This is a genomic window from Algoriphagus oliviformis, from assembly GCF_017254915.1.
In the GTDB taxonomy this organism is placed as follows: domain Bacteria; phylum Bacteroidota; class Bacteroidia; order Cytophagales; family Cyclobacteriaceae; genus Algoriphagus; species Algoriphagus oliviformis.
Genome location: NZ_JAFKCT010000001.1, coordinates 454,281 through 480,757, shown reverse-complemented (window position 1 = coordinate 480,757; position 26,477 = coordinate 454,281). Strand labels below are relative to the sequence as shown.

The window sequence follows — 26,477 nt, the reverse complement described above, 5'->3', positions numbered from 1 at the left end:
AGTGCATTTTTGGCCACTAATGTCGGTGTCGGACTGAGCGGAGTCGAAGTCCACATCTTCCCATTCCCCGATTTTTCAATAAAGAAGAAAGACTGCTTCCCCGATAAAAATCGGGGCTGGCTGTGCCTCGCAGTGACGCAACTACTGTCAGGCTGAGTATTAAATATTCTGGTAACATACAAAGAGGAAATGACTGTGACTTGATTTCAAAGCAGGGTACTGTCACCTTGAGCGGAGTCGAAAGGTCCTCGACTCCGCTCGGACTGACACAATTTTGCTGCCTTATTGTGAAATCCGTCATTGGTAGCGGAGTCGAAGTCCACATTTTCCCATTCCCCCGATTTTCAAATTCTTGCACTGAGCTTGTCGAAGTGTTTCAATCTTCCAATTTTTCAAAATGTAAGAAAGACTGCTTCCCCGATAGAAATCGGGGCTGGCTGTGCCTCGCAGTGGCGCAGCTACTGTCAGGCTGAGCGGAGTCGAAGCCTTCTTGCCTGAGATTCCGAAACATCACCCTTCTACTTCGCGACTCTCGTCGCTCAGGTGCTCAGGGTGACACGAGTATCTCGTGTCTTGATACTAAAATCTAACTACTTGATACTCCATATCAGTGCGCCTGCAGCCAATCCGTCCCCACGCCGACTTCGACCTCGATGGGTACGTTGAGTTTGATGGCATTGGACATCAGGGCGGGGATATGTTTTTTGAGCAGCTCGACCTCGTCCTTGTGCGCGTCAAAGACCAATTCATCGTGAACCTGCAGGATCATCTTGGAACGTAGCTTTTCCTTTTTCATCCACTCGTGCACATGGATCATGGCGACCTTGATCAGGTCGGCAGCCGAACCCTGAAGCGGGGCGTTGATCGCGTTGCGCTCGGCAAAGCCCCGAGTGGTGATGTTGCGGCTGTTGATGTCGCGGAGGTAGCGGCGACGACCGAGTACCGTCTCGACAAACTCGGTCTGCTGAGCCTTCTGGATGGCGCCATCCATGTAGTCCTTTACCGCCGGGAACTCCATAAAATAGGCGTCGATGATCTCCTTGGCCTCAGTTCTTGGGATGGACAGGCGCTGCGAAAGTCCAAAGGCCGAAATCCCGTAAATAATCCCAAAATTGGCCGTTTTTGCTTTTCTTCTCATGTCCGAAGTCACCTCCTCCAAGGGAACTTTGAAGATCTTGGCAGCGGTGGTGGAGTGGATGTCGCGGCCGTTTTTGAAGGCATCCAGCATGGACTCGTCTCCGGAAAACTCAGCCATCAGGCGCAACTCGATCTGGGAATAATCCGCTGAGAGCAAGAGGTGGTTTTCGTCGCGCGGTACAAAGGCCTTGCGGATCTCGCGGCCTCGGGCGGTGCGGATGGGGATGTTTTGCAGGTTGGGATTGATGGAGGAAAGCCGGCCGGTTGCGGCCACAAACTGGTTGTAGGTCGTGTGGATACGGCCGGTTTTCGGGTTGATCATGGTCGGAAGCGCATCCACATAGGTGGACTTCAGCTTCACCATCTGGCGGAAATCGAGGATGGCCTCGGCAATCGGATGCTCGTTGGCCAGCCTGCTGAGGATCTCCTCTCCCGTAGCATATTGGCCGGTTTTGGTCTTTTTTGCTTTGGGATCGAGTTTCATTTTTTCGAAAAGCACGTCGCCCAGCTGCTTGGGAGAAGCAAGGTTGAAGCGCACGCCGGCAAGCTCATAGACCTGCTTTTCGATCTCCTTGCTTTCTGTCTCCAGGGAAAGGGAAAGCTCCGCCAGGCTCTCCGTGTCGATACGAACGCCCTCAAACTCCATGGCGGTCAGCACCTCGATGAGCGGGTTTTCCACCTCGTCAAAGAGCTTGGTCAGGTTGTTTGTGGTCAGGATCGGGTCGAATTTCTCCTTTAGCTGCAAGGTAATATCCGCATCCTCGGAGGCGTAGGCGGTGACTTCGTCCTCATCCACGTCCCGCATGTTGCCTTGGGCTTTGCCCTTCTTCCCGATCAGCTCAGTGATGGACACGGGCTTGTAGTGGAGGTACTGCTGGGCCAGCCAGTCCATGCCGTGCTTGCCATCAGGATCGATGAGGTAGTGGGCGAGCATGGTGTCGTAGATCTTGCCCTTGACGTCGATTCCGTAGTTTTTCAGCACCAGCAGGTCGTATTTGATGTTTTGGCCGATCTTCAGGATGGCTTCGTTTTCGAAGAAAGGCCGAAGCAGTTCGAGGACTTCCTGCACCTCTTTTTGGTCTTCGGAGACGGGAATATAATAAGCTTCGCCGGGGACGTAGGCAAAGGATAGCCCGACCAGCTCCGCCCGCATAGGGTCGAGGTCGGTGGTCTCGGTGTCAAAGCAGACTTCCGTTTGCAGCATCAGGTAGGCGACCAGTTCCTGGATTTGCTCGGTTCCTTTGATTTTATGGTAATGGTGGACATTGCCCCAAATGTTGCCCAAAACCGGCGGAGGGCCGATTTCCAGGGTAGTGTCGGCAGCCTCGCCATCGCTCTCCACGACGACGGTCGCGACCGGAGCTGCCGGAGCGCCAAAGAGATCCATCTGGGCGGGTGCATTGATGGCCGCTTTTTTGGAGCTGGGTTCTTTGAAAATCCTCGCGGCTAGCGTGCGAAACTCCAGCTCGGTGAAGATCGCCCGGACTTTTTCCTCATCAAATCCCTCATACCGCAGGTCCGCCTCGTCGAAATCTATCGGCACGTCAATCTTGATCGTGGCGAGCTCCTTGGAGAGCAGGCCTTGCTGGGCAAAGTTTTCCACGTTTTCCTTTTGCTTGCCCTTCAGCTTGTCCACGTTGGCGATGAGGCCCTCGACTGTACCATATTCCTTGAGGAGCTTGACGGCGGTCTTTTCCCCGATGCCCGGAATGCCGGGAATGTTGTCCACCGCGTCGCCCATGAGGCCGAGGATGTCGCGCACCTTGTCCACATCGTCGATGTCCCACTTGGCGCAGACTTGCTTGGGCCCCATCACGTCCACGCCGCCACCGAGGAAGGCGGGCTTGTAGAGGAAAATATGCTCGTCCACCAGCTGCCCGTAGTCCTTGTCGGGGGTCATCATGTACACGGTAAACTGCTCGCGCTCGGCTTTTTTGGCCAGGGTGCCGATCACGTCGTCGGCTTCAAAGCCGTCCAGCTCGAGAATGGGAATCTTAAAAGCCTTCACGATCTCTTTCACCCAGGGGATCGCCGTGGTGATGTCCTCGGGCTGCTCCTGGCGGTTTGCCTTGTAGGCTTCAAACTGCACGTGGCGAAAAGTTGGGGCTTTGGTATCAAAGGCGACCCCAATGTGTGTAGGTTTTTCCTTATCCAATACCTCCAGCATGGTGTTGGTAAAGCCCAACATGACCCCGGTGTTCAGGCCTTTGGAGTTGATTCGCGGATTTTTGCTGAAGGCAAAATGGGCCCGGTAGATCAGGGCCATGGCATCTAGTAAAAATAGCTTACAGGCTTGTTTTTGGGACATTTTCGGGCTGGATTTTAAGATTTGGAAAGGCCGGATTGAGGGGTCTAAGTTACGATTTTTCCGACACCGGCTGCCCGGGCATCGGTTTTCGGACAGGAGATGGCGGAGCCTTGGAATCGATTTTGATTCAGTGCCATCACACTACCAAATAATCAACATGAAAAACTTTATTCTTTTGCTCGCACTTTTCTTCACCGTCAACGCCACCGAGGCAAGACCTGAGAATAAACCAAACAAGGAACTCACCGAAGCCCAGCAGATCCGAAAGGCCGAGATGGAGGCACGCCTAGCCGAGATCAAAGCGATGGACTTCAAGTCTATGAGCAAGTCCGAGATCAAGGAGATCAAAGAAGAGATGAAAATGATGAAAGAAGAGGCGAGAGCCACTGGAGGCGGAATTTACCTCTCTGTAGGAGCCATCATTATCATCATTTTGTTGCTGATTTTGCTGCTGTAAGAAAAGGCGCTTATTCCGAAGCTTCGGTCTCGTTGAGGTAGTTTTTCACCTGGAGGGCTCGGAGAAAAGTCAGGATCAAGGGGATCTGCCAAAGCAGTTCGTTAAACGCCAAGTGGAAGATGCTGCGCTTGTTCCAGCCGAGATCCGGCGCAAACCCGAGTGTAAACCAAATGGCGGAGATCAGCTTGCCGGTGATGCCCGCCAGGATCAGCCATACCCAGCTGACCGGGTAGAATGCGGAGGCAAAGATCACCAGGCCGATGACTATCCCCAGACTGCCAAAATAGTTGCTCGGTAGGGAGACGAACTCGGGACTGCCCATCGCCATCCACTTCAGCAGCTCCGGCCCAAACCATTTGTAAAAAGCCGACCAGGCAATCGTGTAGATGCCCGCCAAAAGCAGCAGGCCACGGAAATGCATGGGGAAAATGGGAAAGGGGGATTTTTGATCCATGGGTTATTTGATTTGTTGGGCGATTTCGAGACCTTAAAGCAGTTGATTTTTGGTATCGTTACAAAACTATCCAATGAAACTTAAAAACCGCCTGCGATCCCGCGCTTTTATGGGTTTGGCCGCCTTGGCCTTTGTGGCCTTGGGATTTACCCTCGGAAGAAACAGCGGCGAGATCACCCCCGCGACCATCGACTCCGCCGCTGAGCTGATCGGATTGTCTTTTTCCGCACAGGAAAAAGACAGCATGGTCAACACCCTAAATACCCAGCGAAACAACTTTGAAATCCTGAGGAAAACCAAGCTGGACAACTCCGTTGGCCCGGCCTTGGTTTTCAATCCCCTGCCGCAGGGCTTTTTCCCAGACCAAAGCCAGCAAGCCCATGACTGGGGCCTGCCCAAATCCGTGATCCTGCCGGAAAAGGAAAGCGACATCGCCTACCTGCCGGTACACGAGCTTGCCGTCCTGATCAAGAACAAGCAGCTCAGTTCGGAGCGTCTCACGAGGATCTACCTGGATCGAATCAAGACTTATGCGGACACGCTACAGTGCCTGATCACGCGGCTGGAGGAGCCTGCGCTGGAAAAGGCGCGGGCGATGGATACGGAGCTGGCAGCCGGAAAATACCGCGGCCCGCTGCACGGGATCCCCTATGGAATCAAGGATCTCCTGGCCGTCAAAGGCACCAAGACCACTTGGGGAGCCAATCCCTACAAGGATCAAGCGATAGACGAGACCGCCACGGTCGTGCAAAAGCTGGACGAGGCCGGCGGGGTGTTGGTAGGAAAGTTTACCCTCGGGGCCTTGGCTATGGGTGACGTGTGGTATGGCGGGGTGACCAAAAATCCCTGGAATCTCAAGCAGGGCTCCAGCGGTTCTTCCGCGGGGTCGGCCTCGGCGGTCAGCGCGGGCTTGGTTCCGTTTGCGATCGGGACCGAGACGCTCGGCTCGATTGTTTCCCCCTCCACCCGGAATGGGGTGACGGGCCTCAGACCTACTTTTGGAAGGGTGAGCCGGCATGGAGCCATGGCGCTGAGCTGGTCTATGGACAAGATCGGGCCCATCTCCAGATCCGCCTTGGACAATGCCATCGTATTGGCCGTCATCAATGGAATGGACGACAAAGATCCCTCGACCATTCCCGCGGCTTTCAACTATTCCGCGAGAAAGGAGACAAAACAGCTCAAAGTCGCCTACTTCAAGTCCTTTTTCGAAGGGGATAGGGCAAACATCAAAAACGACCAAGCCGTACTCGAAGTGCTCCGGGCGCAGGGAATCGAGCTCCACCCGCTCGAGCTAAAGCCCAGCGTCAATCCCGGTCCCATTGTAAACATGCTGCTGGTAGAAGGGGCCGCGGCTTTTGATGAGTTGACAAGATTGAACCTGGACGATCAGCTGGTGGCCCAGCATCGCAATGCCTGGCCTAACATTTTCCGCTCGGCGCGCTTTATCCCCGCCGTGGAATATGTGCAGATGAGCCGACAGCGAACGGTTTTGATCCAGGAGATGCATGCGCTGATGAAGGACTATGATGTGATCGTCACGCCGTCCTTTGCCGGACAGCAGCTACAGATCACCAATCTCACGGGACATCCGGCCCTTTGCCTTCCCAACGGGTTTGGCGAAAACGGCAGCCCCACGTCCATCACCTTGCTGGCCAATCTTTTTGAGGAGGAAAAACTCATTATGCTGGGCCGGCTGATCCAGGAAAATACCGACTGGCAGGCTCAGCGTCCTGCGATGTTTGACCGGTAAAAGCTTGATCCGGTCTAGCTTTCGACAGAAGGGACTGGAACAAAAAAGATCCGCCAAACCATCTGGCGGATCTTTTTTGTCTCTTCAAATCGGTAGCCTTACTTGACCGCTCCGGAGATCTTGATGTGGGTAGGCTCCAGAAACCAGACCTTTTGGGAGGTCTCTATGGAGTAGTGGTCTATCTTTTCGGTGGCCAGGTTCATGTAAAACTCCGCCAGGGTAGAGCTGGAGAAAAAGAGGTTCTTTTCGGTCATCCGGACGCTGATCGAGTTGGGGTACTCCTTGAGGTATTTGATTTTGATCTCCTTCACCTTCCCCTTAGCCTCTGGCAAAAGCCTGTGGATGAGGTATTCGCCCTCGGTCTCCGTGGAATAGGAAGCCGCCAGAGCAGGAGAGTTGATGTCCGCGCTGTAAAACGCCTCAAATTCTTCCTTCCATTCCTGGAGGCTGTAGGCCTTTTCGGAGTTGCTTTCCTCCCCGTTGACCTCGGAGATTTTGGTGACCTTGGTGCCGTCCAGCTTAGCGAGCTCCAAGTCCAAAAAGCCGCTCAGGTTGAAGTAGGGCAGCTTTTCCATCTTTTTGTCGGCTTGGCCGGATGTACAGGAAAAGGCTGCCCAGATGAGCAGCCCGAATAGCAAATAGTTTTTCAATGTCATCATTTCAGGAGGATGTCTCCGGTCATTTCTTCCGGGATGGCGACACCCATCAATTTGAGGATAGTAGGCGCCAAGTCTCCCAGCTTTCCATCTTTCACTGCCAGCTGATCCTGGTCATCGACCATGATCACGGGGACGAGATTGGTGGTGTGGGCAGTGTTTGGTGTGCCGTCTTCGTTGATCATCATGTCGGAGTTGCCGTGGTCGGCGATCACGATGGTGGTGTAGCCATTGGCCAGCGCGTTGGTGATCACGCTTTGGGCGCATTCGTCGACCGCTTCGCAGGCTTTGACCGCCGCGTCGAAGTCACCGGTATGGCCTACCATGTCGGCGTTCGCAAAGTTGAGGCAGATGAAGTCCGCGCTTTTCTTTTTCAGCTCGGTATTGATCTTGGACGCGATCTCAAAGGCGCTCATCTCAGGCTTGAGGTCGTAGGTCGCCACTTTCGGGGATGGGCAGAGGATTCGGCTTTCCCCGTCAAACTCGGTCTCGCGTCCTCCTGAGAAAAAGAAGGTCACGTGCGGATATTTCTCGGTTTCGGCGATGCGGATCTGCTTTTTGGCAGCTTTTTCCAGCACTTCCCCGAGGGTGTTGTTGAGGTTGTCTTTTTCGAAAAGCACCTGTACTCCCTGGAAGGTATCGTCGTAGTTGGTGAAGGTGACGTAGTCCAGGTTGAGTTTTTTCATGTTGTAGTCCTCAAAGTCCCTTTGGGTGAGGACTTGGGTGATTTCTCTGCCGCGGTCGGTTCGGAAGTTGAAGCAGATCACCAGGTCGCCCTCCTCGATGGTGGCGAGGGGCTTGTTGTTTGGGCCCACGTGTATGATGGGTCGGATGAATTCGTCGGTGACGTTGTTGTCATAGGACTTTTTGATCGCCACCAGGATGTCTTTGGACTTTTCGCCTTCGCCTTTGACCAGGGCATCGTAGGCAAGTTTCACGCGCTCCCATCGGTTGTCGCGGTCCATGGCATAGTATCTGCCGACCACGGAGGCGATTTGGCCGGTGGAGTTTTGAAGATGATCCTGGAGGTCTGCCAAATACTTGATACCTCCTTTTGGATCGGTGTCGCGTCCATCGGTAAAGGCATGGATGAAGACATTTTCCATGTCATGGAATTTGGCGGCATCGCAGAGTCCCTTCAGGTGGTCGATGTGGGCATGCACGCCGCCGTCGGACACCAGGCCGATGAAATGGGCTTTTTTGCCCGCAGCTTTGGCTTTGGCAAATGCCGCGGCCAGGACGGGATGGCTGTTGAGTTCGCCGTTAGCTACGGCCAGGTTGATTTTGACCAGGTCCTGAAAAACAATCCTGCCTGCACCGATGTTCATGTGGCCTACTTCGGAATTGCCCATCTGTCCTTCGGGCAGACCCACCGCCAGCCCGGAGGCTTCCAGCTTGGCGTGCGGATATTTGGTGTAAAGGCTGTCCACAAATGGTGTTTTGGCTTTGTCAATTGCAGAAACCGCCGGGTTGGTGGCAATGCCCCAACCATCCAAAATCATCAATAAAACTTTCTTGTCCATGCGGCAAATATATTACTTTTCAATCCAAACTTCCCCCAGAAATCACTTGCCGGAGCCCATATCCTGGTTTCTTTTCCCCTGAGGAAATAAGATCTGCCTCGGATTTTTTTGGCTTGGAATTTGCCAACTAAGGCTGATGCAAGTGCTAAGTCTTATTTTATCGGTTTTCCTCTGGATCGCCATCCCTGGTCCGGTGGCCAACCCAGACGCCAACATAGAGCCGGTGGTCTCGGCCATAGAAAGCGGCTCCAGCAGCGATTTGGCGCGTTTTTTTGACTCCAGCATCTCCATGAACGTCAACGGGCAGCAAGGCGAATACTCCAAAAACCAAGCGGAGATCGTCCTCCGGGACTTTTTCAAGAAAAACCCTTCCCGTGGATTTGTCCTGGTATTCCAAAACGAAAACCCCGGCAGCCTCAGTACCTACATCGGAGAATATTCCAGTAATCAGGGGAAATTCCAGGTTTTTATCAAGGTCTCCCAAAACAGCAACGCCTTTCGCATTTACAGCCTCGATTTCGTAAAAAGCTAATTTGGAACCCTCAAGCCGATAGTTTTGGCTATTTTTGCGGCATGAAGCCAAGCTACCTGACTCCCGAAGCGATCCAGAATTTTATCCAAACCGCACTTTTGGAAGATATCGGACCGGGAGATTACTCTTCTTTGGCTTCGATTCCCGCGGATAAATTTGGCAAAGCCCAACTCCTCATCAAGGACGAGGGGATCCTGGCCGGGATGGAGCTGGCCGGGGAAATCTTCAAAGCCGTGGATCCCAGGCTTGAAGTGGATTTTTTGAAAAAGGACGGAGAGGAGATCCAGGTCGGCGATGTGGGATTGACGGTGACGGGCCCCTCTGCCTCCATTCTCTCAGCGGAGCGGCTGGTCCTCAATTGCATGCAGCGTATGAGCGGCATTGCCACCAAAACCCACCGACTCACCCAGCTGATTTCCCATACCAAAGCGCGCCTGATGGACACCCGCAAGACCACGCCCAACTTCCGCATGATGGAAAAGTGGGCCGTGTATATCGGTGGAGGCGTCAACCATCGCTTTGCGCTCTACGATATGGTCATGCTCAAGGATAACCACGTGGATTTTGCCGGAGGAATCCGCCAGGCTATAGAAGGAACGCGTAGCTATCTGGCGGCCAAAAAGCTGGATCTCAAGATCGAGATCGAGACCCGCAATCTGGACGAGGTGCGGCAGGTGCTGGAGGTCGGCGGCATAGACTATATCATGCTGGACAACATGGACTATGCGACCATGCGCGAAGCGGTGCGGATGATCGATGGGCGATATCCTACCGAGGCTTCGGGCGGCATTACCGAAGAGACACTCGCTCCGGTGGCTGAATGCGGCGTGGACTACATCTCCATGGGTGCCTTGACCTACTCAGTCACGGCTCTGGACATGAGCCTGAAGGCGGTGTGAGAAAAATACCAGAGACAGAAGTAGGGGTAAAGCGGATATTGCCCTACCTATATCCTGCTTGCGCAGAAGCTGGGCTTACATGCTCTATGCACCGACTGGTTGGGTAAAAAACCAAAACTGCCCCGAAGGTCATCCGGGGCAGTTTGTCATGATTTTTTTTATCAGACCCTAGAACTTGATCTTCGCTTCCACTTTCTGGCCCTCCCTTTCGACGGTCACCTGGGTGGAATCGCCTTTTTGGAACACACTCAAAGCACGCATGTAGCTCATCATGTCAGTGACGGTCGAGTCTCCCAGCTGCACGACCACGTCGCCTTTTTGCAAGCCTGCAGCCTGGGCGGGCTTGTCTTCGGACACGCCATCGATGCGCATGCCTTTGCCGTCAAACATATAGTCCGGCACCACGCCCATGGAAACGGTAAATCTTGGATTGTCGCTGGAGTCCTTGGTCTTAGTGAAGGCCAGCTTCTCCTCGGGATTCAAGGCCAAAACCACTCTCGAAATGTAGCGCACCACCTTCACCAAGCCTTCGTAGTTGATCAGCTCGGAGTCGTCGCTGGGCTTGTGGTAGTCCTCGTGCTGTCCGGTGAAGAAATGCAGCACAGGAAGGTCCTGGAGGTAAAATGAGGTATGATCCGATGGGCCGGTACCCGACTCGGAAGTCACCAGCTTCAGGCTGTCGGCATTGATGGTGTCAAAAACAGGGGGAAAGCTAGGGCTGGTTCCCACCCCGTTGATTGCGAGGGATTTGTCCTCCTTGAGTCTGCCGACCATGTCCATGTTGATCATATAGTTGACGGTCTTCAGGTCGATGGTCGGGTTTTTCACATAGTAGTTGGAGCCCCAGAGGCCATTTTCCTCCCCTGAGAAGGCGATGAAAAGGACGTTGCTCTGCAGCTCCTCGTGCTTCAGGATCTTGGCCAAAGCCAGCAATGCAGCAGTGCCCGAAGCATTGTCATCGGCGCCGTTGTGGATGGCGGAATCTCCACGGTGGAGTGATCCTTGGCCTCCCATGCCGAGGTGGTCAAAGTGCGCTCCGATTACGATAGTCTTGTCGGATTTTTTGTCCAAAAAACCCACCACGTTGCGGCCCGTCACGCCCTCTCCATCCGTGCCGATCACGGCTTCCTCGTGCGGATTGCTGGGTTTGGAAACGGTGAAAGGCTGGAAATATCCCTCGGTTCCCTTTGGCTCCAAGCCGATTTTTTCGAATTCCTTGGCCAAATACTCGGAAGCCTTCTGCTCTCCCTCGGTACCGATAGCCCTTCCCCCAAGCTCATCGGCCGCCAAAAAAGTGACGTCCGTCTTCAATCCCGCAAGCAGGGACTCGTCGGTCGGAGCGGTAGTACAGCTGGAGGAAAGCACCCCGGCCACGGCCAGAATCGCATAGTATTTCAAGTGGTTTCTCATGACTAAGTTTAAATTCGGCCCAAAGATAATAATTGGTATCTTCGTCCTGCAATTTATACCCATTCTAAAGAAACAAATGAGATCATTGCTTGCCATCGCCCTGCTTGCCGCTTTTGCGTGCAGCCCAAAGAGCGAAACCTCCGAAGCAGCGGCACCCGAAGCCCACTCCGCGTCCGATTCCCTGCTCCTCCATCCCGAGGAAATGAAGTACCTCAAAAACATCAAGCAGATCACGTTTGGAGGCAACAATGCGGAGGCTTATTGGTCTTTTGACGACTCCATGCTGGTCTTCCAGTCAGACTTTGCCGGCTGGGGCAATGAGTGCGACCAGATGTTTTATGTGAATTGGCAATCGGATGATCTGAAAGCCAACGCTCCGAAGAAGATCAGCACCGGCCTGGGCCGAACCACCTGCTCTTACTTTCTCCCGGGAGACAAGACCTTCGTCTATGCTTCCACCCACTTGGCGGGCGAGTCTTGTCCTCCAGTGCCCGAGCGACGCGCCGACGGCAAGTACGTGTGGCCGATCTACGACAGCTTTGACATCTTCACCGCCGACCTGGACGGAAATCTCCTCTCCCAGCTGACCACCGAGCCGGGCTACGACGCCGAGGCGACCGTCTCTCCAAAAGGCGACAAGATCGTCTTCACCTCCATGCGAACCGGCGATCTGGAACTCTACACCATGAACATCGACGGCACGGACGTCAAGCAGATCACTTCCGACCTGGGCTACGACGGCGGGGCATTTTTCTCCCCTGACGGAAGCAAACTCGTGTGGAGAGCCTCCCGACCGCAGACCGAGGAGGAGATCAAGGAATACCAAGACCTGCTCAAAGAAGGCCTGGTGAAGCCTACCGACATGGAGCTCTATGTCGCCAATGCCGACGGCACGGACATCAAAAAAATCACTAGCCTCGGAAAAGCCAACTGGGCGCCATTTTTCCACCCTTCTGGAGAAAAGCTGATCTTCGCTTCCAATCACCAGACTGAGCGCGGCTTTCCTTTCAATCTGTTCATGATCAACTTGGACGGATCGGGCTTGACGCGAATCACCCATGACGGCACTTTCGATGCCTTCCCGGTTTTCTCCAACGACGGCAAACACCTCGTTTTTGCCTCCAACCGCAACAATGGCGGCACCCGCGACACCAACCTGTTTGTCGCCGAGTGGATCGGGGACTGATAGAGGGACTCGCGAACACCGACTTCCAAAAGCCGCCTCTTTGGCGGTTTTTTTGTACCCTATATGCTGTAACCAACTGAATTAGCCATGAAAGCATCCTATCTACTGGTTGCGGCGATTCTAGCCGCAGCAGCCTGCAAGGGGCCAAAAGAAGATTCCCCAATTGATGTCCATTTTTCCCCAGACAGCGTGGCCACAGCGGAGATCCGCGAGGGCTGTTTCCAATATGTCAATGGAAAAGACACCGTCCGACTCAGAATCCAGCCGGATGAGGTCAACGTCACCGGTGAGCTGGCCTATCTTTTCCATGAAAAAGACAAGAGCTGGGGGCAGATCAACGGGACGCTGAAGGACTCCCTCTTGGTCGCGGAGTACACGTTTTTGGCGGAGGGCGATACCAGCACACGTCAAGTCGTGTTCAAGCGCTTCGAAGACGGATGGCGAGAGGGCTATGGGGAAATCCAAGAGGCCGACGGCGTAGCGGTATACCAAAACATCGACTCTCTGGACTACGGAATGGGGGTAAATCTGGTGCCGATTCCCTGCGACCAATTCCAGTCCAAGCTTGACTAAGTGGCGGCTAATGCCTACTTTCTCATCCCATGCCCAAAATCAGCCGACGATAGCCATCGGTGTGCCCGATGATTTTTGACCCTGCCATCCGATGTATCGAAAAAAATATACGCGACTGATTCTTCCCCTCTTGGCGACCCTGCTGCTCGCCTCCGCCAAAATCTACTTTCACGAGGACGCCAAGTCCTGGGAGGGGGTGTTTTCTTGGCTGCCACACATCAATACCGTGCTGATCATCTCCGGATTTACCTGGTGTCTCCTGGTCATCTCGGGTATTGCCAAGCGCACCATCCTGCGCCAGTTTGACATCAGTCAGGAAGACAATCTCCGGGCGAGAAAGTTCTACACCCAGCTCAACATCCTCCAAAAGATCGTCAACTTCGTGATCGTGCTGCTCGGCATCGGCCTGATCTTGGTCTCTTTTGAATCGATTCGGCAGATCGGTCTTGGGGTCTTTGCCTCCGCTGGGGTAGCTGGGGTGATCTTGGGTTTTTCGGCCCAGAAGGCACTCGGCACTCTGATCGCCGGGATACAGATCGCCTTTGCGCAACCCTTCAGGCTGGAGGACGCCGTGGTCGTGGAGGGAGAGTGGGGCTGGATCGAGGAGATCAACCTGACCTACGTCGTGGTGCGGATCTGGGACCAAAGACGGCTGGTGTTGCCCACGACCTACTTTCTGGACAAACCCTTCCAAAACTGGACCCGCACCTCGGCGGACATCATCGGATCGGTGTTTCTCTACACGGACTATGCGGTGCCATTTGACGAGCTGCGCAAAGAGCTGGATAGAGTGCTGTCCGAGACTGAGCTTTGGGACAAAAAGGTCAAAGTCCTCCAAGTCACCAACGCCACGGAAAAAACCGTCGAAAGCCGCATCCTTGTTTCCGCCAAAAACTCGCCCACGGCTTGGGATCTGCGCGTGCACGTGAGGGAAAAGATGGTGGAATTCCTTCAGAAGAACTACCCGCAAAGCCTGCCGAAAATGAGGGTGACGCTGGATCAGACCCCAGAATCCTAGCCAATGAAAAGATGGGCTTGGACACTGGTAGCCCTTTGGCTTCCGCTTCTCTCCTTTGGCCAGGAGGAGGAAAACCAGTCCGAAAAATTCACGTTTTCCGGCTTTCTGGACCTCTACTACGGCTACGATTTCAACGAACCCACATCGGAAAAGCGCTTCGACTTCCTTTACAACCACACCCGGCACAACAAGCCCTCGGTCAATCTAGCCCTCGTCTCGGCCTCCTACCAGTCGGATCGCTTCAGGGCAAATCTTGGCCTCCAGCAAGGCAGCTACGTGCAGGACAACTATGCCGCCGAGCCAAAAGCCCTTCGCTGGATCAATGAGGCGAACTTGGGACTGGCTCTCGATACGGAGGGAAAAGTATGGCTGGACGCCGGAGTACTGCCTTCCCACATCGGCTTTGAAAGCGCCGTCTCCAAAGACAACCTCACGCTCTCCCGCTCACTGATTGCCGAAAACAGCCCCTACTTTGAGACCGGCATTCGGCTCGGCTGGGAAAAAAGCGAGCAGTGGTATTTTGCCCTGCTCTACCTGAATGGATGGCAACGCATCCAAGCTATTCCGGGGAAAAACAAACCTTCCTTTGGCACCCAGGCCACCTTCTCCCCAACTGAAAACACGACACTGAACTGGAGTACCTTTCTAGGCACAGACCAGAGCATCGAAGCCCAAACCTCGATCTACTTCAGCAATATGTACGGGACCTTTTCGCTGGGAGAGCGATGGAAAGTCATCGGCGGGCTGGATGTCGGAAAAAGAGTGACGGAGGGCACTTCCGACCGAAACTGGTGGGGAATAGCCCTCATCGCGCAGTACAGGCTTTCCGAGCGGCTCTTCTCCGGGATACGGTATGAATATTTTGACGACCCATTTCAGGGCATCAGCGTCGCAACTTTCGATGGAGGCTTGGAAGCGGGCGGCTTTTCCTTGAATCTCGACCACCGCTTTGGCGATTGGGGATGGCTGAGGCTAGAGGGCAGATGGCTGGATTCACAAGTCCCGATCCATCAGGGCACCACTCCTGCCAAGGCAGAAGACTTTTTCCTCCTCGCCTCGCTGGCAGTATCGCTCGACTAAAAACCGTCTACAAACCAGCCCACTTTTCCCGACAAGGGCACAAAGAAGGCTTGATTGTAGCGGCTGGTTTGGTTTGCGGAGCAGATATCAAAAAAATAGGAGAGGCAAAGCTGTGGTATTGAACATCCTGAGCCCAGCGGCTCAGGAATGCTCAATACAGGGTGATAAACAGCAGGGTGACAAACTCGTACTTTGCTCTTTTGGACTATCTGACCAGGGCGATCCCTCCTTTTCGACTGACCGTCTGTCCATCGGGAGTGGTATAGGTGACTTGATATAGAAAATTGCCGGCAGGCAGCAATTGGCCCTTGTAAGTACCATCCCAGCCCTCGTTTTCCAGGCTGGAGGTATGGAAAAGCACCTCTCCCCAAGCGTCGACTACCTCCATACTATAGGAGGAGATCCCTAGGAGTTTTGGCTTGAAAGTATCGTTGAACTGATCGCCGTTTGGAGAAAAGGCAGCGGGAATCACCACCAGCTCGGCGGCATCGACTTCGTCGCCCATCGATAGCTTGCGGTAGTCAAAATCCGTCCAGCACTCCCCGTCTCCCTTGATGAGGCCTTGCCCATACTCCGCGGGTATTCCTTTTTTGGCCGGATCAAGCAGGGGGGAAAAGGGCGGCTGAATCTCCACACGCTGCGTGAATTCCAATCCCTCTGAATCGGTGATCAATACCGTATAGGTGCCTGCATTGAGATTGGTTCGGTCTTTACTGGTCTCGCCGCTGCTCCACCTGAACGAGTAGGGTGGGACACCACCGGCCACATCCAATAAAATGCTTCCCTTGTCGCTTGAGGAATTGAGTGCAAGCTTTCCTCCCACTTTCACGTAGATCGCAGAGTAGCTCTCCACAGGCTCATTTTCCCGGCTGGGGATGTTGAAGGCAAACTGCGCCCATGCCGAACCTTGGACCAGCAGGCCGACGCTCAGCAGGAGGATCTTTAGATGGGACGCTTTGTTTTCCATTTCTTCACCGAATCCTATTGTCTCGCCATTTAGGCTATAGGTTTTTGCTTTACAAAAAGAATTTTCTGCGGCTCGTTATTGAGAATATTATTTCTTGCACTACGAATGCAGCAAAATGATATTCTATCCAGCAGGCTACTTTTCGAAAATAGCGTTCAATAATTCTATTTTCCAAGCAGGGTGTTCTGAGTTGTAAACAAAATGCAGAACTTGGAAAAGTCTAATTTTTCTTCAAATTGTCTTATAATTAAAAAAACTGTCGGGGTGATGCTTTTTTCAGGATATAAAATGAAACCAGCCCATCTGAAGGGGAGCAAAAAAAAAATCCGGATTTTTTTTTCTGTGGAGGAATACTGGCCCCAGAATCAATACCTAAAGCAGGGAATCACCCTAGAGCGCTGATTTCTGGATCGGGGGTCGCCCCACAAAAACGTGTACCGGATGGAGATCTCATGGGCTCCGCCGCTGTTTTTCTGGCCTAGCTTGGACGTGGTCACGTCATACGAGTAGCCGATGTCCAGCCCACTGTCGAGGGCCATCCCGACGAGCGCGATGACCGCCTCGTTGTTGGGGAGGTTGTTTTTGGTGGGGAGTCCGCGGTACCAAAGACCCAAAACCAACGGCTGCACAAATAGCTGTGCTCCCACATCCAGCTGGTTGAAGGGGTCTTGCTGCTTGTAGTTGAAGGCAAAAGAGACCGACCGCTCTTGGTAGGCATGGGTGAAATAGTCTCGCCGGCCCGGGGCAAGATCGACCTTATATCCGCCCTGGAGGGAAACTTTCATTGGCAAGACACTGGTCTGGTCATCTACGAAGGAGATGTTGGGTTCGGTGAGGTGGTGGGCAGAGGCGCCAAGCCAAAACTTGTCATTGTAAAACATTCCCCCTACCGCATAGTCCACGAAAGAGTGTCGGCTGTCCAGCGGCACGCCGTTGAGCTCGTCGGTGATGCTCCCCACGCTCCCATTGACGATATCGATCATGGAGCCAAATACCAGGTCCGAAAAGAAGGCGTCGCGCTGCATGTAGCTGACTTGGCCACCAACGCGAAAGAAAAACTGTTCGCCCAACCGCAGCCGATACGAATAGCTCAGGCCGATTTCGTTGGTGGACAGGTTGGCCATGCTTTCCTGGTTGCCATTGAAAATAAGGCCGATGCCACTGTTGTAGTCAAAAATGTAATGGTCGATGTAGGCCGAGTAGGAATTGAAGCTATGGTCCAGCCCCGGCCATTGGTTTCGGTAGTTGACGCCGATGCGGGTGAGCTCAGAAGCGCCGGTCAGTGCGGGATTGAGATAGAGTGGGGCGGCGTAGAATTGGGAGTACTGCACGTCCTGGGCACTCAGCTGGGTAGTACCCAAGAGCCCGATCAACAATACCCATATCCCTACGATTCTATTTGGCATAGACCAATCCTCAATCCGGGAACAAAGTTATAATCAATACTTTATACCCGACTTGATTTTTATTAAATAAGAAGATGAAACTACCAGGGCTTAGGATTGGGGCTAGCAATCAACGGTTTCATTTCCAGTCTCAACGAAAAAGTTCGATTTTTCGCTACTCGATGCAGACCAAAACTCAATAATTATACCAAAGGCGCCTTGGTGGGCGCCTCTGTATCAAAATTCAAGTATTTCTTGGTTTCGGATCAAGTCCTCAAAACTTTCTCTTTTTCGGATCAGCTGGGCCTTTCCATCCCATACCAGCACTTCGGCCGGTCTCAGCCGTGAATTGTAGTTGGAAGCCATGCTGAAGCCATAGGCTCCGGCATTTTTGATCACCAACAAGTCTCCGGCATTCACCTCGCTCAGCTCTCGATGGGACGCGATTGTATCCGTCTCGCAGATGTAGCCCACGATGTTGTATTTGGCCTTTTTCCCCTCGGGATTGCTCAGATTGTAAAGGCTGTGGTATGCATCGTACATCATCGGGCGGATGAGGTGGTTGAGCCCGGTATCCACGCCGACAAAGGTCACCGCGGGAGATTCCTTCACGACGTTAGCCTTGACAAGCAGGTAGCCAGCCTCGCTGACAAGAAACTTGCCCGGCTCCAGCCAAAGCTCCAGCTGTCTGCCATAGCGCCCACAGAAAGCCTGGAATGCTTCGCCAACCTTTTTGCCCACTTCCATCACATCCGTCGCGATGTCATTGGGCTTGTAGGCTACTTTGAATCCACCTCCGAAGTCCAAGAATTTCAGATCCGGAAACTGGATCGCAGCCTCAAACAGCACATTTCCTCCCCTCAAAAACACCTCCGCATCCAGGATGTCCGATCCCGTATGGATATGTAGCCCGACGATCTGCAGCTGGTATTTTTTCACCACCTCCAGGATCTGCGGAAGCTGCTCGATGGAGATTCCAAACTTGCTTTCCTTGTGTCCCACGGAGATTTTCAGGTTTCCGCCGGCCATGATGTGGGGATTGATGCGGATGCACGCCGGCACGCTGCCGCCGTAAGTCTGCCCAAACTGCTCCATCAGGGGCAGGCTGTCCAGGTTGATCATGATCCCCAGCTCCACGGCCTCCTGGATTTCCTCAAATGCCACACCGCTCGGCGTGTACATGATCTCCGCCGCAGTGTAGCCCGCCATCATTCCGAGCTTTACCTCTTCGATGGACACGGCGTCCACACCTGCTCCGGCTTTTCGGATCAGCTTGAGGACGTTGATGTTGGAGAGCGCCTTGGTCGCATATTTGATTTTCAGGGGAACGGCCGAAAAAGCCTCCTGAAGGGTCTTGACCTGAGAGGTGATCTTCTCCCCATCGTAGATGTAGAGCGGGGTTCCGAATTCATCGGCAAGCGAGGCGATCGACACGCCTTGGATGTGCGTAGGATTGGGCACGGCAAATAGGTTTTTGAATTTGAGGGCGCAAGTTACCTATTCAATAAAAAAGGGAAGCAAGAAGCCTCCCTTTTTTTGGATATAGTGTAATTAAGAAAACTAGTAACTCTACCACAAGAATACGCTGATTGTTTGGATTTTACCCCAGGGCTAATGAGGGCCTGAGTTAAAACATGTTAAGCAATGCGCCTGCCCTCCGAATCGCCCTAAATTTGTACCATGACCAAAGGAAGTATCACCCTGATCGTAGTCCTGATGTCCCTGGCGAGCTTTGGCTTGATGGCTTTCCAATCCTACTGGATCACCAATGCCATCCGGATCAACCAGGAGCGCTTTGACCAAAACGTCCTGCAGGCCCTGTCCGGTACCATTGCGGAGCTGGAAAAGGGTGAAACCAGCGACCTGGTGCTCAGCAAGCTCATCCAGGACTCCGCGCTGCAGGAGACGGTTTTCAAAAAAATCGATCCCATCGAGCTCACCATCGAGCCGGTGACTTCCTTTACGCGGCCGTCCCTGGTCGACACCATGCTCTCCGACCCGAGGCCCCAGGTCAGCCCCACGTTTCGCAGGATACTCCAGTCCAGGGGCTTGGACACTTCCATCCTTTCGGAGCTGGAGACCTTCTTCGCCTACATGACTCCGGAGATTGCCTCGACGATGTTTACCCCAGACGAGATGCAGATCCTGCTGGAGGAGAAGGAGCGGCTGCTGGCCTATATGAGCCGGCCAGAGCGAGCGTCGCAGCGTAGCTATCCGACCCAGGCCAATATCGGTGTCTTGGCAGAAGTGAACATCAGCGACGATGCATTGGACAAGATCCTCAAGACCAACCTGAAGATCGAGCTTTGGAACCAAGCCTTTGCGGAGCTCGCAGAGGGACAGCAGGCGATTTTGGACCGACTGGACACCGGATATGTGAAGAAGCTTTTGAAAAAACAACTGATCGAGAAAGGCATCTCCCAGGATTTCGAGCTGGGTCTGCTCAATGACAAGGAGGAGGTCCTGCCCATTGGAAAAGTCGCCGACCCCGTTCGGCTCAAAAGCCAGGGCGTGCAGGCAAAGCTTTTTCCCAACGACATCCTTGGCAAGGAAAACTTCCTGTTCGTCTTTTTCCCGGACAAAAACAGTCACGTCATACGCCAAGTCTGGCTGCCCATCTCGAGCTCCATCGTTTTCATCCTGGTCATCATAGCCTGCTTCATCTATGCCATCCAGGTCATCCTCCGGCAAAAAGCGCTCTCGGATACCAAAAACGACTTTATCAACAACATGACCCACGAGTTTAAAACTCCGCTCGCGACGGTCAGTCTGGCGGTGGAGGCACTGCAGGATCCGGAGCTATCCGCCCAGGACAGATTCCGGGCCCGCTACCTGGGCATCATCAAAGACGAAAACAAGAGGCTCGTGACCCAGGTGGAAAAAGTCCTGCAGGCCGCAGCCTTGGACAAAAAAGACTTTAACCTCAAGCTGGAGCCCATCAACCTCACCGAACTGCTGGAGAGCACCGTGGACCACATCAGCCTGCAGATCGAGAAGCGCGGGGGCAAGATCGACTTCATCAACAAGCTGCGAAACCCGCAGATTGAGGGAGACTCCTTCCACCTCACCCACATCTTCAACAACCTGATGGACAACGCCAACAAGTACTCCCGGGAAAATCCGCTCATCCGCGTGGAAGCCTGGGATGACGCTGACCAGGTCGTGGTGACGATCCAAGATCAGGGCATCGGCATGAGCAAGGACGCGATCAAGAAAATTTTCGATAAATTCTACCGTGTGCCGACGGGCAACGTGCACGACGTGAAAGGCTTTGGACTGGGGCTATCCTATGTGAAAACCATGCTGGAAGCCCACAAAGGCGAGATTCACGTGCAATCAGAACTGGGAAAAGGAAGTACCTTTACCATCAACCTACCCAAAAAACAATGAGCAAGGCAAGACTACTAGTCGTAGAAGACGACCCCAACCTAGGCGATATCCTGAAAGAATACCTGGAAATGAAGGGCTACGAACCTACCCTCTGCCGGGATGGAGAAGAGGGCTGGAACAAATTCAAAAAGGACAAATACGACCTCTGCCTGCTGGACATCATGATGCCGAAAAAAGACGGCTTCACCCTCGCCAGGGAGATCAAAAAGGTACAGGAAGACCTTCCTGTCCTGTTTTTGACTGCGAAAAACCAAAAGGACGACATCATCGAAGGACTCAAGATCGGCGCGGACGACTACCTTACCAAGCCCTTCAGCATGGAGGAGCTGCTGCTCCGCATCACCGCAATCCTGCGACGCACCCAAAAGTCCTCCGAAGTCAGCGCGCTGAAAACCTACACGTTCGGTGACTTTGTCCTGCACTACGACGAGCAGTTTATCGAAGGCCCCGAGGGAAAGCATAAACTCACCTCCAAGGAAAACGAGCTGATCCGACTCCTCGCCTCAGAGATCAACAAGCTGGTGAACCGCAGCCATGCCCTGAAGCAAATTTGGGGAGACGACAGCTACTTCAACGCCCGCTCTATGGACGTCTATCTCAGTAAAATCCGCAAAATCCTCAAGGACGACCCCAAAGTGCAGATCATCACCGTGCACGGAGAAGGATTCAAGCTGATCGTGGGAGAAGGATGATTGAAGTAGCTAGTAGCTAGACACAAGTATCAAGATGCTAGACCAAAGATTTTTGAAAGTCCTGCGGCAAGAATGTCGCGGGATTTTTTTTGTCACACCAGCTCCGCTCCGATGCCGTTTCCCTCGGGAAAGGTCACCTTCTCCGGCGTGATCACTACTCCCTTTGCGGGGTCTTTAGCCAAAAGCATGGCTCCATCCATATCCACATAGTCCAGGAGCGGCGCGATGTGCGCGATAGCCGTGATGCCGACGGAGGACTCCGTCATGCAGCCCACCATGGTTTTCATGCCCAATGATTTGGCCTCCTTGATCATGCGGAGCCCCGGGGTGATGCCTCCCGCCTTGACCAGCTTCACGTTGATGGCATGGAAGAGCCCCAGGCATTTTTTGACATCGTTTTCCACGATGCAGCTTTCATCAGCCATCACCGGCAGCTTAGAGTGCTTGTACACTTCCTTCATTCCTTCCAGGTCGTCTTTGCCCAAGGGCTGCTCCATAAATTCCACCCCAAGCTTGACCAACTCCTCGGAGTTGCGGATGGCCTGCTCGGCAGTCCAGGCGCAGTTGGCATCGATACGGAAGACCGCATCCGTGTACTTTCTCAGCTCCCGCACGATGGCCAGGTCGTCCTCCGTACCCAGCTTGATCTTGTAGATCGGCCAGTGTACCTCCTTCATTTTGGACACCATCTTTTCCACACGGTCTATGCCAATGGTGAAGTTGGTGGTCGGGATGTCCCTCGGATCGAGGTTCAGGTATTCGTAGAGTTTCTGTCCTTTTCGCTTCGCAAACCAATCCCAAGCGGCCATATCCAAAGCACACTGCGCAAAGGGATTTTCCCGAAAGACCTCCCTGCCCAGCTCCCAAAGCTCTTCCGGGCTTTTCCAAGTCCCGCGCTCCACGACCGGCCGGATTTGCTCCAGGCATGCCGTCATGTTGTCGATAGTCATGCCGTAAAAAGGATTCGTCGTGGACTCCCCCAAGCCATAGCAGCCATCCCCTTCCAGACGGACGACGAGCGTATCCTGCACGTCACGGCTTTGGTGGGCGATGGTGAAGGTATGCTTGAGTGGCAGGTCGAAAACGTGATAGCTGAGGTTCATGGCATGATTTTTCAAGGATTGTCAAAAATACAACCATTCATTTCTATCGAATGCCTAGTTTTAATACAATTTGACTGAATTGCCCTATGAATCTTTCCCTTCTGAACAAACGCATTGCCCAGATTTTTCTCCTTCTCGCGCTCAGCACAAGCGCGCTCTTTGCCCAAAACGGCTATACCAAAATGCCGCTTGACCAGCTGGAGTCGGCTTTTGAGCAATACAAAGAGCCCGCGCTGACCCATCGCCGCTTCAAGCATGCGGACCTGCAGCCACTGATCCAGAGGCACGCTTCGGCCTTTGAAGTCGAGAAACTCGGCGAGTCTGTAGACCGCCGCAGCATCTCGGCGATGGACTGGGGAAAAGGAAAAACCAAGGTGATGCTGTGGTCCCAGATGCATGGCAACGAGAGCACCGCGACCATGGCGCTCTTTGACCTGTTCAACTTCCTGGAGGGAAAAGGCGACGGCTTTGACGAGCTGAGAAATCTCCTGAACTCCGAGTTGAGCCTGAAGTTTATCCCCATGATCAACCCGGATGGAGCGGAGGCTTTCAAGCGGAGAAACTCCCTGGACATAGACCTAAACCGCGATGCCATCTCTCAGATCTCGCCGGAGGCGGTGATTTTGAAAAAAGCCAGGGACGACTTTGAGCCGGAATTTGGCTTCAATCTCCACGACCAGCAGACCTACTACAACGTGGTCAACACGCCCAAGCAGGCGACCATTTCGCTTTTGGCACCTGCCTACAACTACGAGACCGACATCAACGAGGTGAGGGGCCGCGCCATGAAGACCATCGCGGGCATGAACGAGCTGCTGCAGCAGGTGATTCCCGGAGGCGTGGGCAAGTACGACGATGCCTTTGAGCCGCGGGCCTTTGGCGACAACATTCAAAAATGGGGTACCAGCACCATCCTGATCGAGTCCGGCGGCTATCCCAACGATCCGGAAAAGCAGGAAATCCGCAAGATCAACTTCATGATCATCCTCAACGCCCTGCACCAAATCGCCACCAAGGGATACGAAAACTACACGACCGAGCAATACTTTGCTATCCCGGACAACGGTCTCCAGCTGGTCGATCTGATGATCAACGAGATGCAGGTCAAAGTCAACGGAAAGAACTATCCTGTCGATCTGGTGATCCGGAGACGGGAATCCGAGGCTGCTGAGGGCTACTATGTCTCCGGCGCGATCGACGATCTGGGCGACATGCAGGTGTATTTTGGATTTGAGACCCTGGACGCCACGGGCCTGGAGTTCACCTTGGGGAAAGTCTATCCCGAGGCATTCGAGAGCGTGGAAAGCATCTCCGAAGAGAAAGCCCTGGAGCTGCTCAAAGAGGGCTTTTTGGCAGTCAAAGTCAAAAATGGCACTGCCCGTCAGCTCCACGGACTGCCCGTCCAAGTCCTGAAAAGCACCGAGAAAATCTCAGGCGGCTGGATGACGGGTTCGTCTCCCAATTTCTTCCTCGCCAAAGAAGGCCAGCTGAAATATGCCATCGTCAATGGCTACCTGATCGATCTTGCGAATCCGAAGAAACAGGAGTTTAAGAACAGGATCTTGTAAGAAGGTAAATTTTTATTTACCTTCTTGAATTATTTTTCTATCTATTCCTGTTTCAAATGAAGTGTTCAGAACTTTTGCGAATGCTGACTCGTGATGGGTGGATAATGATCTCCCAATCCGGCTCGCACCTGAAGCTCAAGCACCCTGTGAAGCCTGGGACAATCATATTTCCCAACCATGGAAGCAAGGAAATGGGCAAGGGATTGGAAAACAAAATTCTGAAGGATGCCGGAATCAAACCGTAAGAAGCCATGAAGAAATATCGAATGATTTTGGAGAAAACGGATACGGGCTTTTCGGCCTATTCTCCCGACTTTCCGGTGTTCACCACAGGGGACAACATGAATGAGGTGCTGGAAAACTCGCTCGAAGCGTTCCAATTGCATTTTGAAGATAGCCAAACCTCCATCAATGCTGGGCAAATCAAACTTGAGCTGGATTTTCAGCAATTTTTCCAGTACTACAGCGTAATCAATTCTCGGGTATTGGCCGAAAAGATCGGTATGAATCCCACCCTGCTCTCGCAGTATGTCAGCGGAAAAAAGAAGCCCTCCGAGGCGCAGTGCCAACGCATCGTCTCCGGCATCAACCAAATCGGAAGAGAACTTTCCGAGCTGAAACTTACTTTGAATTGACCGATCTCCTAAATTTTTCTACCCAATGAAGACAAACCTCTCCTCCATTCTTTTTTCCATCGCCATCGTCGTTGCGGCCTTCGTGCTCGGCAATGCCGTCATCCACCGCAACCGCCCCCAAGGCACCGTCAACGTCACCGGCCTGGGTGAGCAAAACTTCACGTCCGACCTGATCGTGTGGGAGGGCAACTTCTCCAGGGAAAGCAAAGACCTCAAATCGGCCTATGCAGATCTGGAGCGGGATCGCTCGGCGGTCACCCAATACCTCCAGTCTAAGGGCATCCCGGCAGACCAGCTGGTCTTCAACGCCGTGACGACCCTCCCCATATACCAGCAAAACTACACCGCCTCCGGAAACTACGCCGGTCAGACCTTTACCGGATACCAGCTCAGCCAGACCCTGGTCATAGAATCCAAAGAGGTGGAAAAGGTCGAGAAAGTCAGCCGTGAAATCACCGAGTTGCTCAACCAAGGCATCACCTTCTACTCCCAGCCTCCCCGCTACTACTACACCCAGCTGGAGTCGCTGAAGCTCGAGATGGTCGCCAAGGCCACCGAGGACGGCCGCATCCGTGCCGAGCGCATCGCCGAAAACTCCAAAGCCAAGCTAGGCGACCTCATCACGGCCAACATGGGCATCTTCCAGATCACCGGGCAAAACTCCGGCGAAGACTACTCCTGGGGCGGCACTTTCAATACCTCCGCCAAGAACAAAACCGCCTCCATTACCATGAAGCTGGTGTTTGAAGTGGATTGATTGGTAACTTTGGGGATGAAGAAGCCGGAAAAAGCAGGACTCCATCCCCGCAATCCCCACCAGGGCCGCTATGATCTGGATGCGCTCATGCAATCAAGCCCCGAGCTCCGCGCTTTTGTTTTCGAAAATGAATTCGGTGGCCAGACGGTGGACTTTGCCGATCCAGCCGCGGTCAAAGCCTTGAACCGCGCTTTGCTAAAGCATCACTACCACATCGATTTTTGGGATATTCCAGCGGGGTTTCTATGTCCGCCTATCCCCGGACGGGCGGACTATATCCACCATCTTGCCGATGTTTTGGCAGGATCCAATTTGGGTAAAATCCCTTCGGGGGAAAAAATCCACGTGCTGGACATCGGCACAGGTGCCAATCTGATTTACCCGATTCTGGGAAATGCCAGCTATGGATGGCATTTCGTCGGTTCGGAATTGAATCCGAAAGCCTTGGATTCAGCCAGGCTTATCTTGGAGAAAAATCCACATTTGTCCGAAAAAATCGAGCTTCGGCATCAGAACCAGGCGGATTCGATTTTTCCGGGAATCGTCCAGAAAGAGGAGTTGTATGACCTGACGCTCTGCAATCCGCCCTTTCACGAATCAGCCGAAGCCGCCGCGGCGGGCAGCAGGCGCAAGATCCAAAACCTGACCGGAAAGGCCGTTTCAAAAGCAAAACTGAACTTTGGGGGGCAAGCGGCGGAGCTCTGGACAGCTGGCGGCGAGCTGGAGTTTATCCGAAAAATGATCCTGGAAAGCAGCCGGTTCAAGGGGCAGGTGTTTTGGTTTACGACCTTGGTGTCCAAGTCCGAAAACCTCAAGGCCATCGAAGGCTTGCTTCGCTCCGTGGGAGTCGTCGCCCAAAAAACCATCTCCATGGCCCAAGGCAACAAACATAGCCGCTTCGTGGCCTGGACTTTTCTCAGTCCCAAGCAGCAGGAGGCCTGGCAAAACTATCGGTGGAAATAAAAACTCTCCAAGGGTTCAAAACCCTTGGAGA

General features: G+C 53.4%; 24 protein-coding genes. 15 read left to right on the top strand and 9 right to left on the bottom strand.

Annotation, left to right across the window (positions count from 1 at the left end; translation table 11 throughout):
* Positions 1-607: 607 nt before the first annotated feature.
* Entirely contained in the window at positions 608-3,445 is a 2,838-nt protein-coding gene (polA, locus tag J0A68_RS02045; RefSeq protein ID WP_206576519.1) for a DNA polymerase I, read from the bottom strand.
* 157 nt (positions 3,446-3,602) lie between these two features.
* Here polA and J0A68_RS02040 point away from each other — a divergent pair, with 157 nt between their 5' ends.
* Entirely contained in the window at positions 3,603-3,902 is a 300-nt protein-coding gene (locus J0A68_RS02040; protein ID WP_206576518.1) for a hypothetical protein, read from the top strand.
* 10 nt (positions 3,903-3,912) lie between these two features.
* Here J0A68_RS02040 and J0A68_RS02035 read toward each other — a convergent pair whose 3' ends face one another.
* Positions 3,913-4,356: a hypothetical protein gene (locus J0A68_RS02035; protein WP_206576517.1), complete on the bottom strand. Its 444-nt coding sequence runs from the start codon at positions 4,354-4,356 to the stop codon at positions 3,913-3,915.
* 73 nt (positions 4,357-4,429) lie between these two features.
* On the opposite strand from J0A68_RS02035, the gene J0A68_RS02030 reads away from it, so the two are divergent.
* Complete coding sequence (locus J0A68_RS02030; RefSeq protein ID WP_236021319.1) at positions 4,430-6,109, top strand: amidase; 1,680 nt, start codon at positions 4,430-4,432, stop codon at positions 6,107-6,109.
* A gap of 98 nt (positions 6,110-6,207) precedes the next feature.
* On the opposite strand, the gene J0A68_RS02025 is transcribed toward J0A68_RS02030, so the two are convergent.
* Positions 6,208-6,768 (bottom strand): hypothetical protein, encoded by a 561-nt coding sequence (locus J0A68_RS02025; RefSeq protein WP_206576516.1) that lies wholly within the window; start codon positions 6,766-6,768, stop codon positions 6,208-6,210.
* Positions 6,765-8,288, bottom strand: coding sequence for a 2,3-bisphosphoglycerate-independent phosphoglycerate mutase (gpmI, locus tag J0A68_RS02020; protein WP_206576515.1), 1,524 nt, complete (start codon positions 8,286-8,288; stop codon positions 6,765-6,767). The genes J0A68_RS02025 and gpmI overlap by 4 nt, the downstream gene beginning before the upstream one ends.
* A 136-nt stretch (positions 8,289-8,424) precedes the next feature.
* On the opposite strand from gpmI, the gene J0A68_RS02015 reads away from it, so the two are divergent.
* Together J0A68_RS02015 and nadC are read left to right on the top strand one after the other, a co-directional pair.
* Positions 8,425-8,820: a DUF4783 domain-containing protein gene (locus tag J0A68_RS02015; protein ID WP_206576514.1), complete on the top strand. Its 396-nt coding sequence runs from the start codon at positions 8,425-8,427 to the stop codon at positions 8,818-8,820.
* 41 nt (positions 8,821-8,861) lie between these two features.
* Positions 8,862-9,719, top strand: a complete 858-nt coding sequence (nadC, locus tag J0A68_RS02010) for a carboxylating nicotinate-nucleotide diphosphorylase (RefSeq protein WP_206576513.1) — start codon at positions 8,862-8,864, stop codon at positions 9,717-9,719.
* Between the two features lie 168 nt (positions 9,720-9,887).
* Here nadC and J0A68_RS02005 read toward each other — a convergent pair whose 3' ends face one another.
* Entirely contained in the window at positions 9,888-11,129 is a 1,242-nt protein-coding gene (locus tag J0A68_RS02005) for a M20/M25/M40 family metallo-hydrolase (protein WP_206576512.1), read from the bottom strand.
* 76 nt (positions 11,130-11,205) lie between these two features.
* Between J0A68_RS02005 and J0A68_RS02000 the strand changes: the two genes are divergently transcribed.
* The 4 genes from J0A68_RS02000 (at position 11,206) to J0A68_RS01985 (ending at position 14,986) form a co-directional block, all read left to right on the top strand.
* Positions 11,206-12,315, top strand: coding sequence for a TolB family protein (locus J0A68_RS02000; RefSeq protein ID WP_206576511.1), 1,110 nt, complete (start codon positions 11,206-11,208; stop codon positions 12,313-12,315).
* 87 nt (positions 12,316-12,402) lie between these two features.
* Positions 12,403-12,888, top strand: coding sequence for a hypothetical protein (locus J0A68_RS01995; RefSeq protein ID WP_206576510.1), 486 nt, complete (start codon positions 12,403-12,405; stop codon positions 12,886-12,888).
* Positions 12,889-12,979: 91 nt separating this feature from the next.
* Positions 12,980-13,906, top strand: coding sequence for a mechanosensitive ion channel family protein (locus J0A68_RS01990; protein WP_206576509.1), 927 nt, complete (start codon positions 12,980-12,982; stop codon positions 13,904-13,906).
* 3 nt (positions 13,907-13,909) lie between these two features.
* Positions 13,910-14,986, top strand: a complete 1,077-nt coding sequence (locus J0A68_RS01985) for a porin (protein WP_206576508.1) — start codon at positions 13,910-13,912, stop codon at positions 14,984-14,986.
* A 205-nt stretch (positions 14,987-15,191) separates the two neighbouring features.
* On the opposite strand, the gene J0A68_RS01980 is transcribed toward J0A68_RS01985, so the two are convergent.
* From J0A68_RS01980 to lysA, 3 genes are all read right to left on the bottom strand, one after another.
* Complete coding sequence (locus J0A68_RS01980) at positions 15,192-15,953, bottom strand: T9SS type B sorting domain-containing protein (RefSeq protein ID WP_206576507.1); 762 nt, start codon at positions 15,951-15,953, stop codon at positions 15,192-15,194.
* Positions 15,954-16,318: 365 nt separating this feature from the next.
* A complete protein-coding gene (locus J0A68_RS01975; protein WP_206576506.1) occupies positions 16,319-17,359 on the bottom strand; it encodes a PorP/SprF family type IX secretion system membrane protein in 1,041 nt (346 codons plus the stop codon).
* A 216-nt stretch (positions 17,360-17,575) separates the two neighbouring features.
* Positions 17,576-18,799 (bottom strand): diaminopimelate decarboxylase, encoded by a 1,224-nt coding sequence (lysA, locus tag J0A68_RS01970; RefSeq protein WP_206576505.1) that lies wholly within the window; start codon positions 18,797-18,799, stop codon positions 17,576-17,578.
* A 219-nt stretch (positions 18,800-19,018) separates the two neighbouring features.
* Between lysA and J0A68_RS01965 the strand changes: the two genes are divergently transcribed.
* Positions 19,019-20,728, top strand: coding sequence for a sensor histidine kinase (locus J0A68_RS01965; RefSeq protein ID WP_206576504.1), 1,710 nt, complete (start codon positions 19,019-19,021; stop codon positions 20,726-20,728).
* Complete coding sequence (locus tag J0A68_RS01960) at positions 20,725-21,420, top strand: response regulator transcription factor (RefSeq protein WP_206576503.1); 696 nt, start codon at positions 20,725-20,727, stop codon at positions 21,418-21,420. Before J0A68_RS01965 ends, J0A68_RS01960 begins: the two co-directional genes overlap by 4 nt.
* 92 nt (positions 21,421-21,512) lie before the next feature.
* On the opposite strand, the gene J0A68_RS01955 is transcribed toward J0A68_RS01960, so the two are convergent.
* On the bottom strand, positions 21,513-22,523 hold the full coding sequence (locus tag J0A68_RS01955; RefSeq protein WP_206577208.1) for a dipeptide epimerase: 1,011 nt from the start codon (positions 22,521-22,523) through the stop codon (positions 21,513-21,515).
* An 86-nt stretch (positions 22,524-22,609) separates the two neighbouring features.
* On the opposite strand from J0A68_RS01955, the gene J0A68_RS01950 reads away from it, so the two are divergent.
* From J0A68_RS01950 to rlmF, 5 genes are read left to right on the top strand one after another with little or no spacing between them, the layout of a single operon-like run.
* Positions 22,610-24,091 (top strand): M14 family zinc carboxypeptidase, encoded by a 1,482-nt coding sequence (locus J0A68_RS01950; protein WP_206576502.1) that lies wholly within the window; start codon positions 22,610-22,612, stop codon positions 24,089-24,091.
* A gap of 56 nt (positions 24,092-24,147) precedes the next feature.
* Positions 24,148-24,336, top strand: a complete 189-nt coding sequence (locus J0A68_RS01945) for a type II toxin-antitoxin system HicA family toxin (RefSeq protein WP_206576501.1) — start codon at positions 24,148-24,150, stop codon at positions 24,334-24,336.
* A gap of 6 nt (positions 24,337-24,342) precedes the next feature.
* Entirely contained in the window at positions 24,343-24,726 is a 384-nt protein-coding gene (locus J0A68_RS01940) for a type II toxin-antitoxin system HicB family antitoxin (protein WP_206576500.1), read from the top strand.
* A 25-nt stretch (positions 24,727-24,751) separates the two neighbouring features.
* Positions 24,752-25,483 carry an SIMPL domain-containing protein gene (locus tag J0A68_RS01935; RefSeq protein WP_206576499.1) on the top strand — a complete coding sequence of 244 codons (732 nt, stop codon included), beginning with the start codon at positions 24,752-24,754 and terminating at the stop codon, positions 25,481-25,483.
* A gap of 15 nt (positions 25,484-25,498) precedes the next feature.
* Positions 25,499-26,446: a 23S rRNA (adenine(1618)-N(6))-methyltransferase RlmF gene (gene rlmF, locus J0A68_RS01930; protein WP_206576498.1), complete on the top strand. Its 948-nt coding sequence runs from the start codon at positions 25,499-25,501 to the stop codon at positions 26,444-26,446.
* The last annotated feature ends 31 nt before the right edge of the window (positions 26,447-26,477 follow it).

Bases quoted from the DNA above. Each gene is read 5' to 3' on its own strand.
- J0A68_RS01960 (WP_206576503.1), top strand. From the start codon at position 20,725: ATGAGCAAGGCAAGACTACTAGTCGTAGAAGACGACCCCAACCTAGGC.
- J0A68_RS02005 (WP_206576512.1), bottom strand. From the start codon at position 11,129: ATGAGAAACCACTTGAAATACTATGCGATTCTGGCCGTGGCCGGGGTG.
- J0A68_RS02025 (WP_206576516.1), bottom strand. From the start codon at position 6,768: ATGATGACATTGAAAAACTATTTGCTATTCGGGCTGCTCATCTGGGCA.
- J0A68_RS01995 (WP_206576510.1), top strand. From the start codon at position 12,403: ATGAAAGCATCCTATCTACTGGTTGCGGCGATTCTAGCCGCAGCAGCC.
- J0A68_RS02035 (WP_206576517.1), bottom strand. From the start codon at position 4,356: ATGGATCAAAAATCCCCCTTTCCCATTTTCCCCATGCATTTCCGTGGC.
- J0A68_RS01985 (WP_206576508.1), top strand. From the start codon at position 13,910: ATGAAAAGATGGGCTTGGACACTGGTAGCCCTTTGGCTTCCGCTTCTC.
- J0A68_RS01955 (WP_206577208.1), bottom strand. From the start codon at position 22,523: ATGAACCTCAGCTATCACGTTTTCGACCTGCCACTCAAGCATACCTTC.
- J0A68_RS01975 (WP_206576506.1), bottom strand. From the start codon at position 17,359: ATGCCAAATAGAATCGTAGGGATATGGGTATTGTTGATCGGGCTCTTG.
- J0A68_RS02015 (WP_206576514.1), top strand. From the start codon at position 8,425: ATGCAAGTGCTAAGTCTTATTTTATCGGTTTTCCTCTGGATCGCCATC.
- J0A68_RS02040 (WP_206576518.1), top strand. From the start codon at position 3,603: ATGAAAAACTTTATTCTTTTGCTCGCACTTTTCTTCACCGTCAACGCC.
- J0A68_RS01935 (WP_206576499.1), top strand. From the start codon at position 24,752: ATGAAGACAAACCTCTCCTCCATTCTTTTTTCCATCGCCATCGTCGTT.
- J0A68_RS02000 (WP_206576511.1), top strand. From the start codon at position 11,206: ATGAGATCATTGCTTGCCATCGCCCTGCTTGCCGCTTTTGCGTGCAGC.
- J0A68_RS01940 (WP_206576500.1), top strand. From the start codon at position 24,343: ATGAAGAAATATCGAATGATTTTGGAGAAAACGGATACGGGCTTTTCG.
- J0A68_RS01945 (WP_206576501.1), top strand. From the start codon at position 24,148: ATGAAGTGTTCAGAACTTTTGCGAATGCTGACTCGTGATGGGTGGATA.
- J0A68_RS02030 (WP_236021319.1), top strand. From the start codon at position 4,430: ATGAAACTTAAAAACCGCCTGCGATCCCGCGCTTTTATGGGTTTGGCC.
- J0A68_RS01950 (WP_206576502.1), top strand. From the start codon at position 22,610: ATGAATCTTTCCCTTCTGAACAAACGCATTGCCCAGATTTTTCTCCTT.
- J0A68_RS01965 (WP_206576504.1), top strand. From the start codon at position 19,019: ATGACCAAAGGAAGTATCACCCTGATCGTAGTCCTGATGTCCCTGGCG.
- gpmI (WP_206576515.1), bottom strand. From the start codon at position 8,288: ATGGACAAGAAAGTTTTATTGATGATTTTGGATGGTTGGGGCATTGCC.
- polA (WP_206576519.1), bottom strand. From the start codon at position 3,445: ATGTCCCAAAAACAAGCCTGTAAGCTATTTTTACTAGATGCCATGGCC.
- J0A68_RS01990 (WP_206576509.1), top strand. From the start codon at position 12,980: ATGTATCGAAAAAAATATACGCGACTGATTCTTCCCCTCTTGGCGACC.
- rlmF (WP_206576498.1), top strand. From the start codon at position 25,499: ATGAAGAAGCCGGAAAAAGCAGGACTCCATCCCCGCAATCCCCACCAG.
- nadC (WP_206576513.1), top strand. From the start codon at position 8,862: ATGAAGCCAAGCTACCTGACTCCCGAAGCGATCCAGAATTTTATCCAA.
- J0A68_RS01980 (WP_206576507.1), bottom strand. From the start codon at position 15,953: ATGGAAAACAAAGCGTCCCATCTAAAGATCCTCCTGCTGAGCGTCGGC.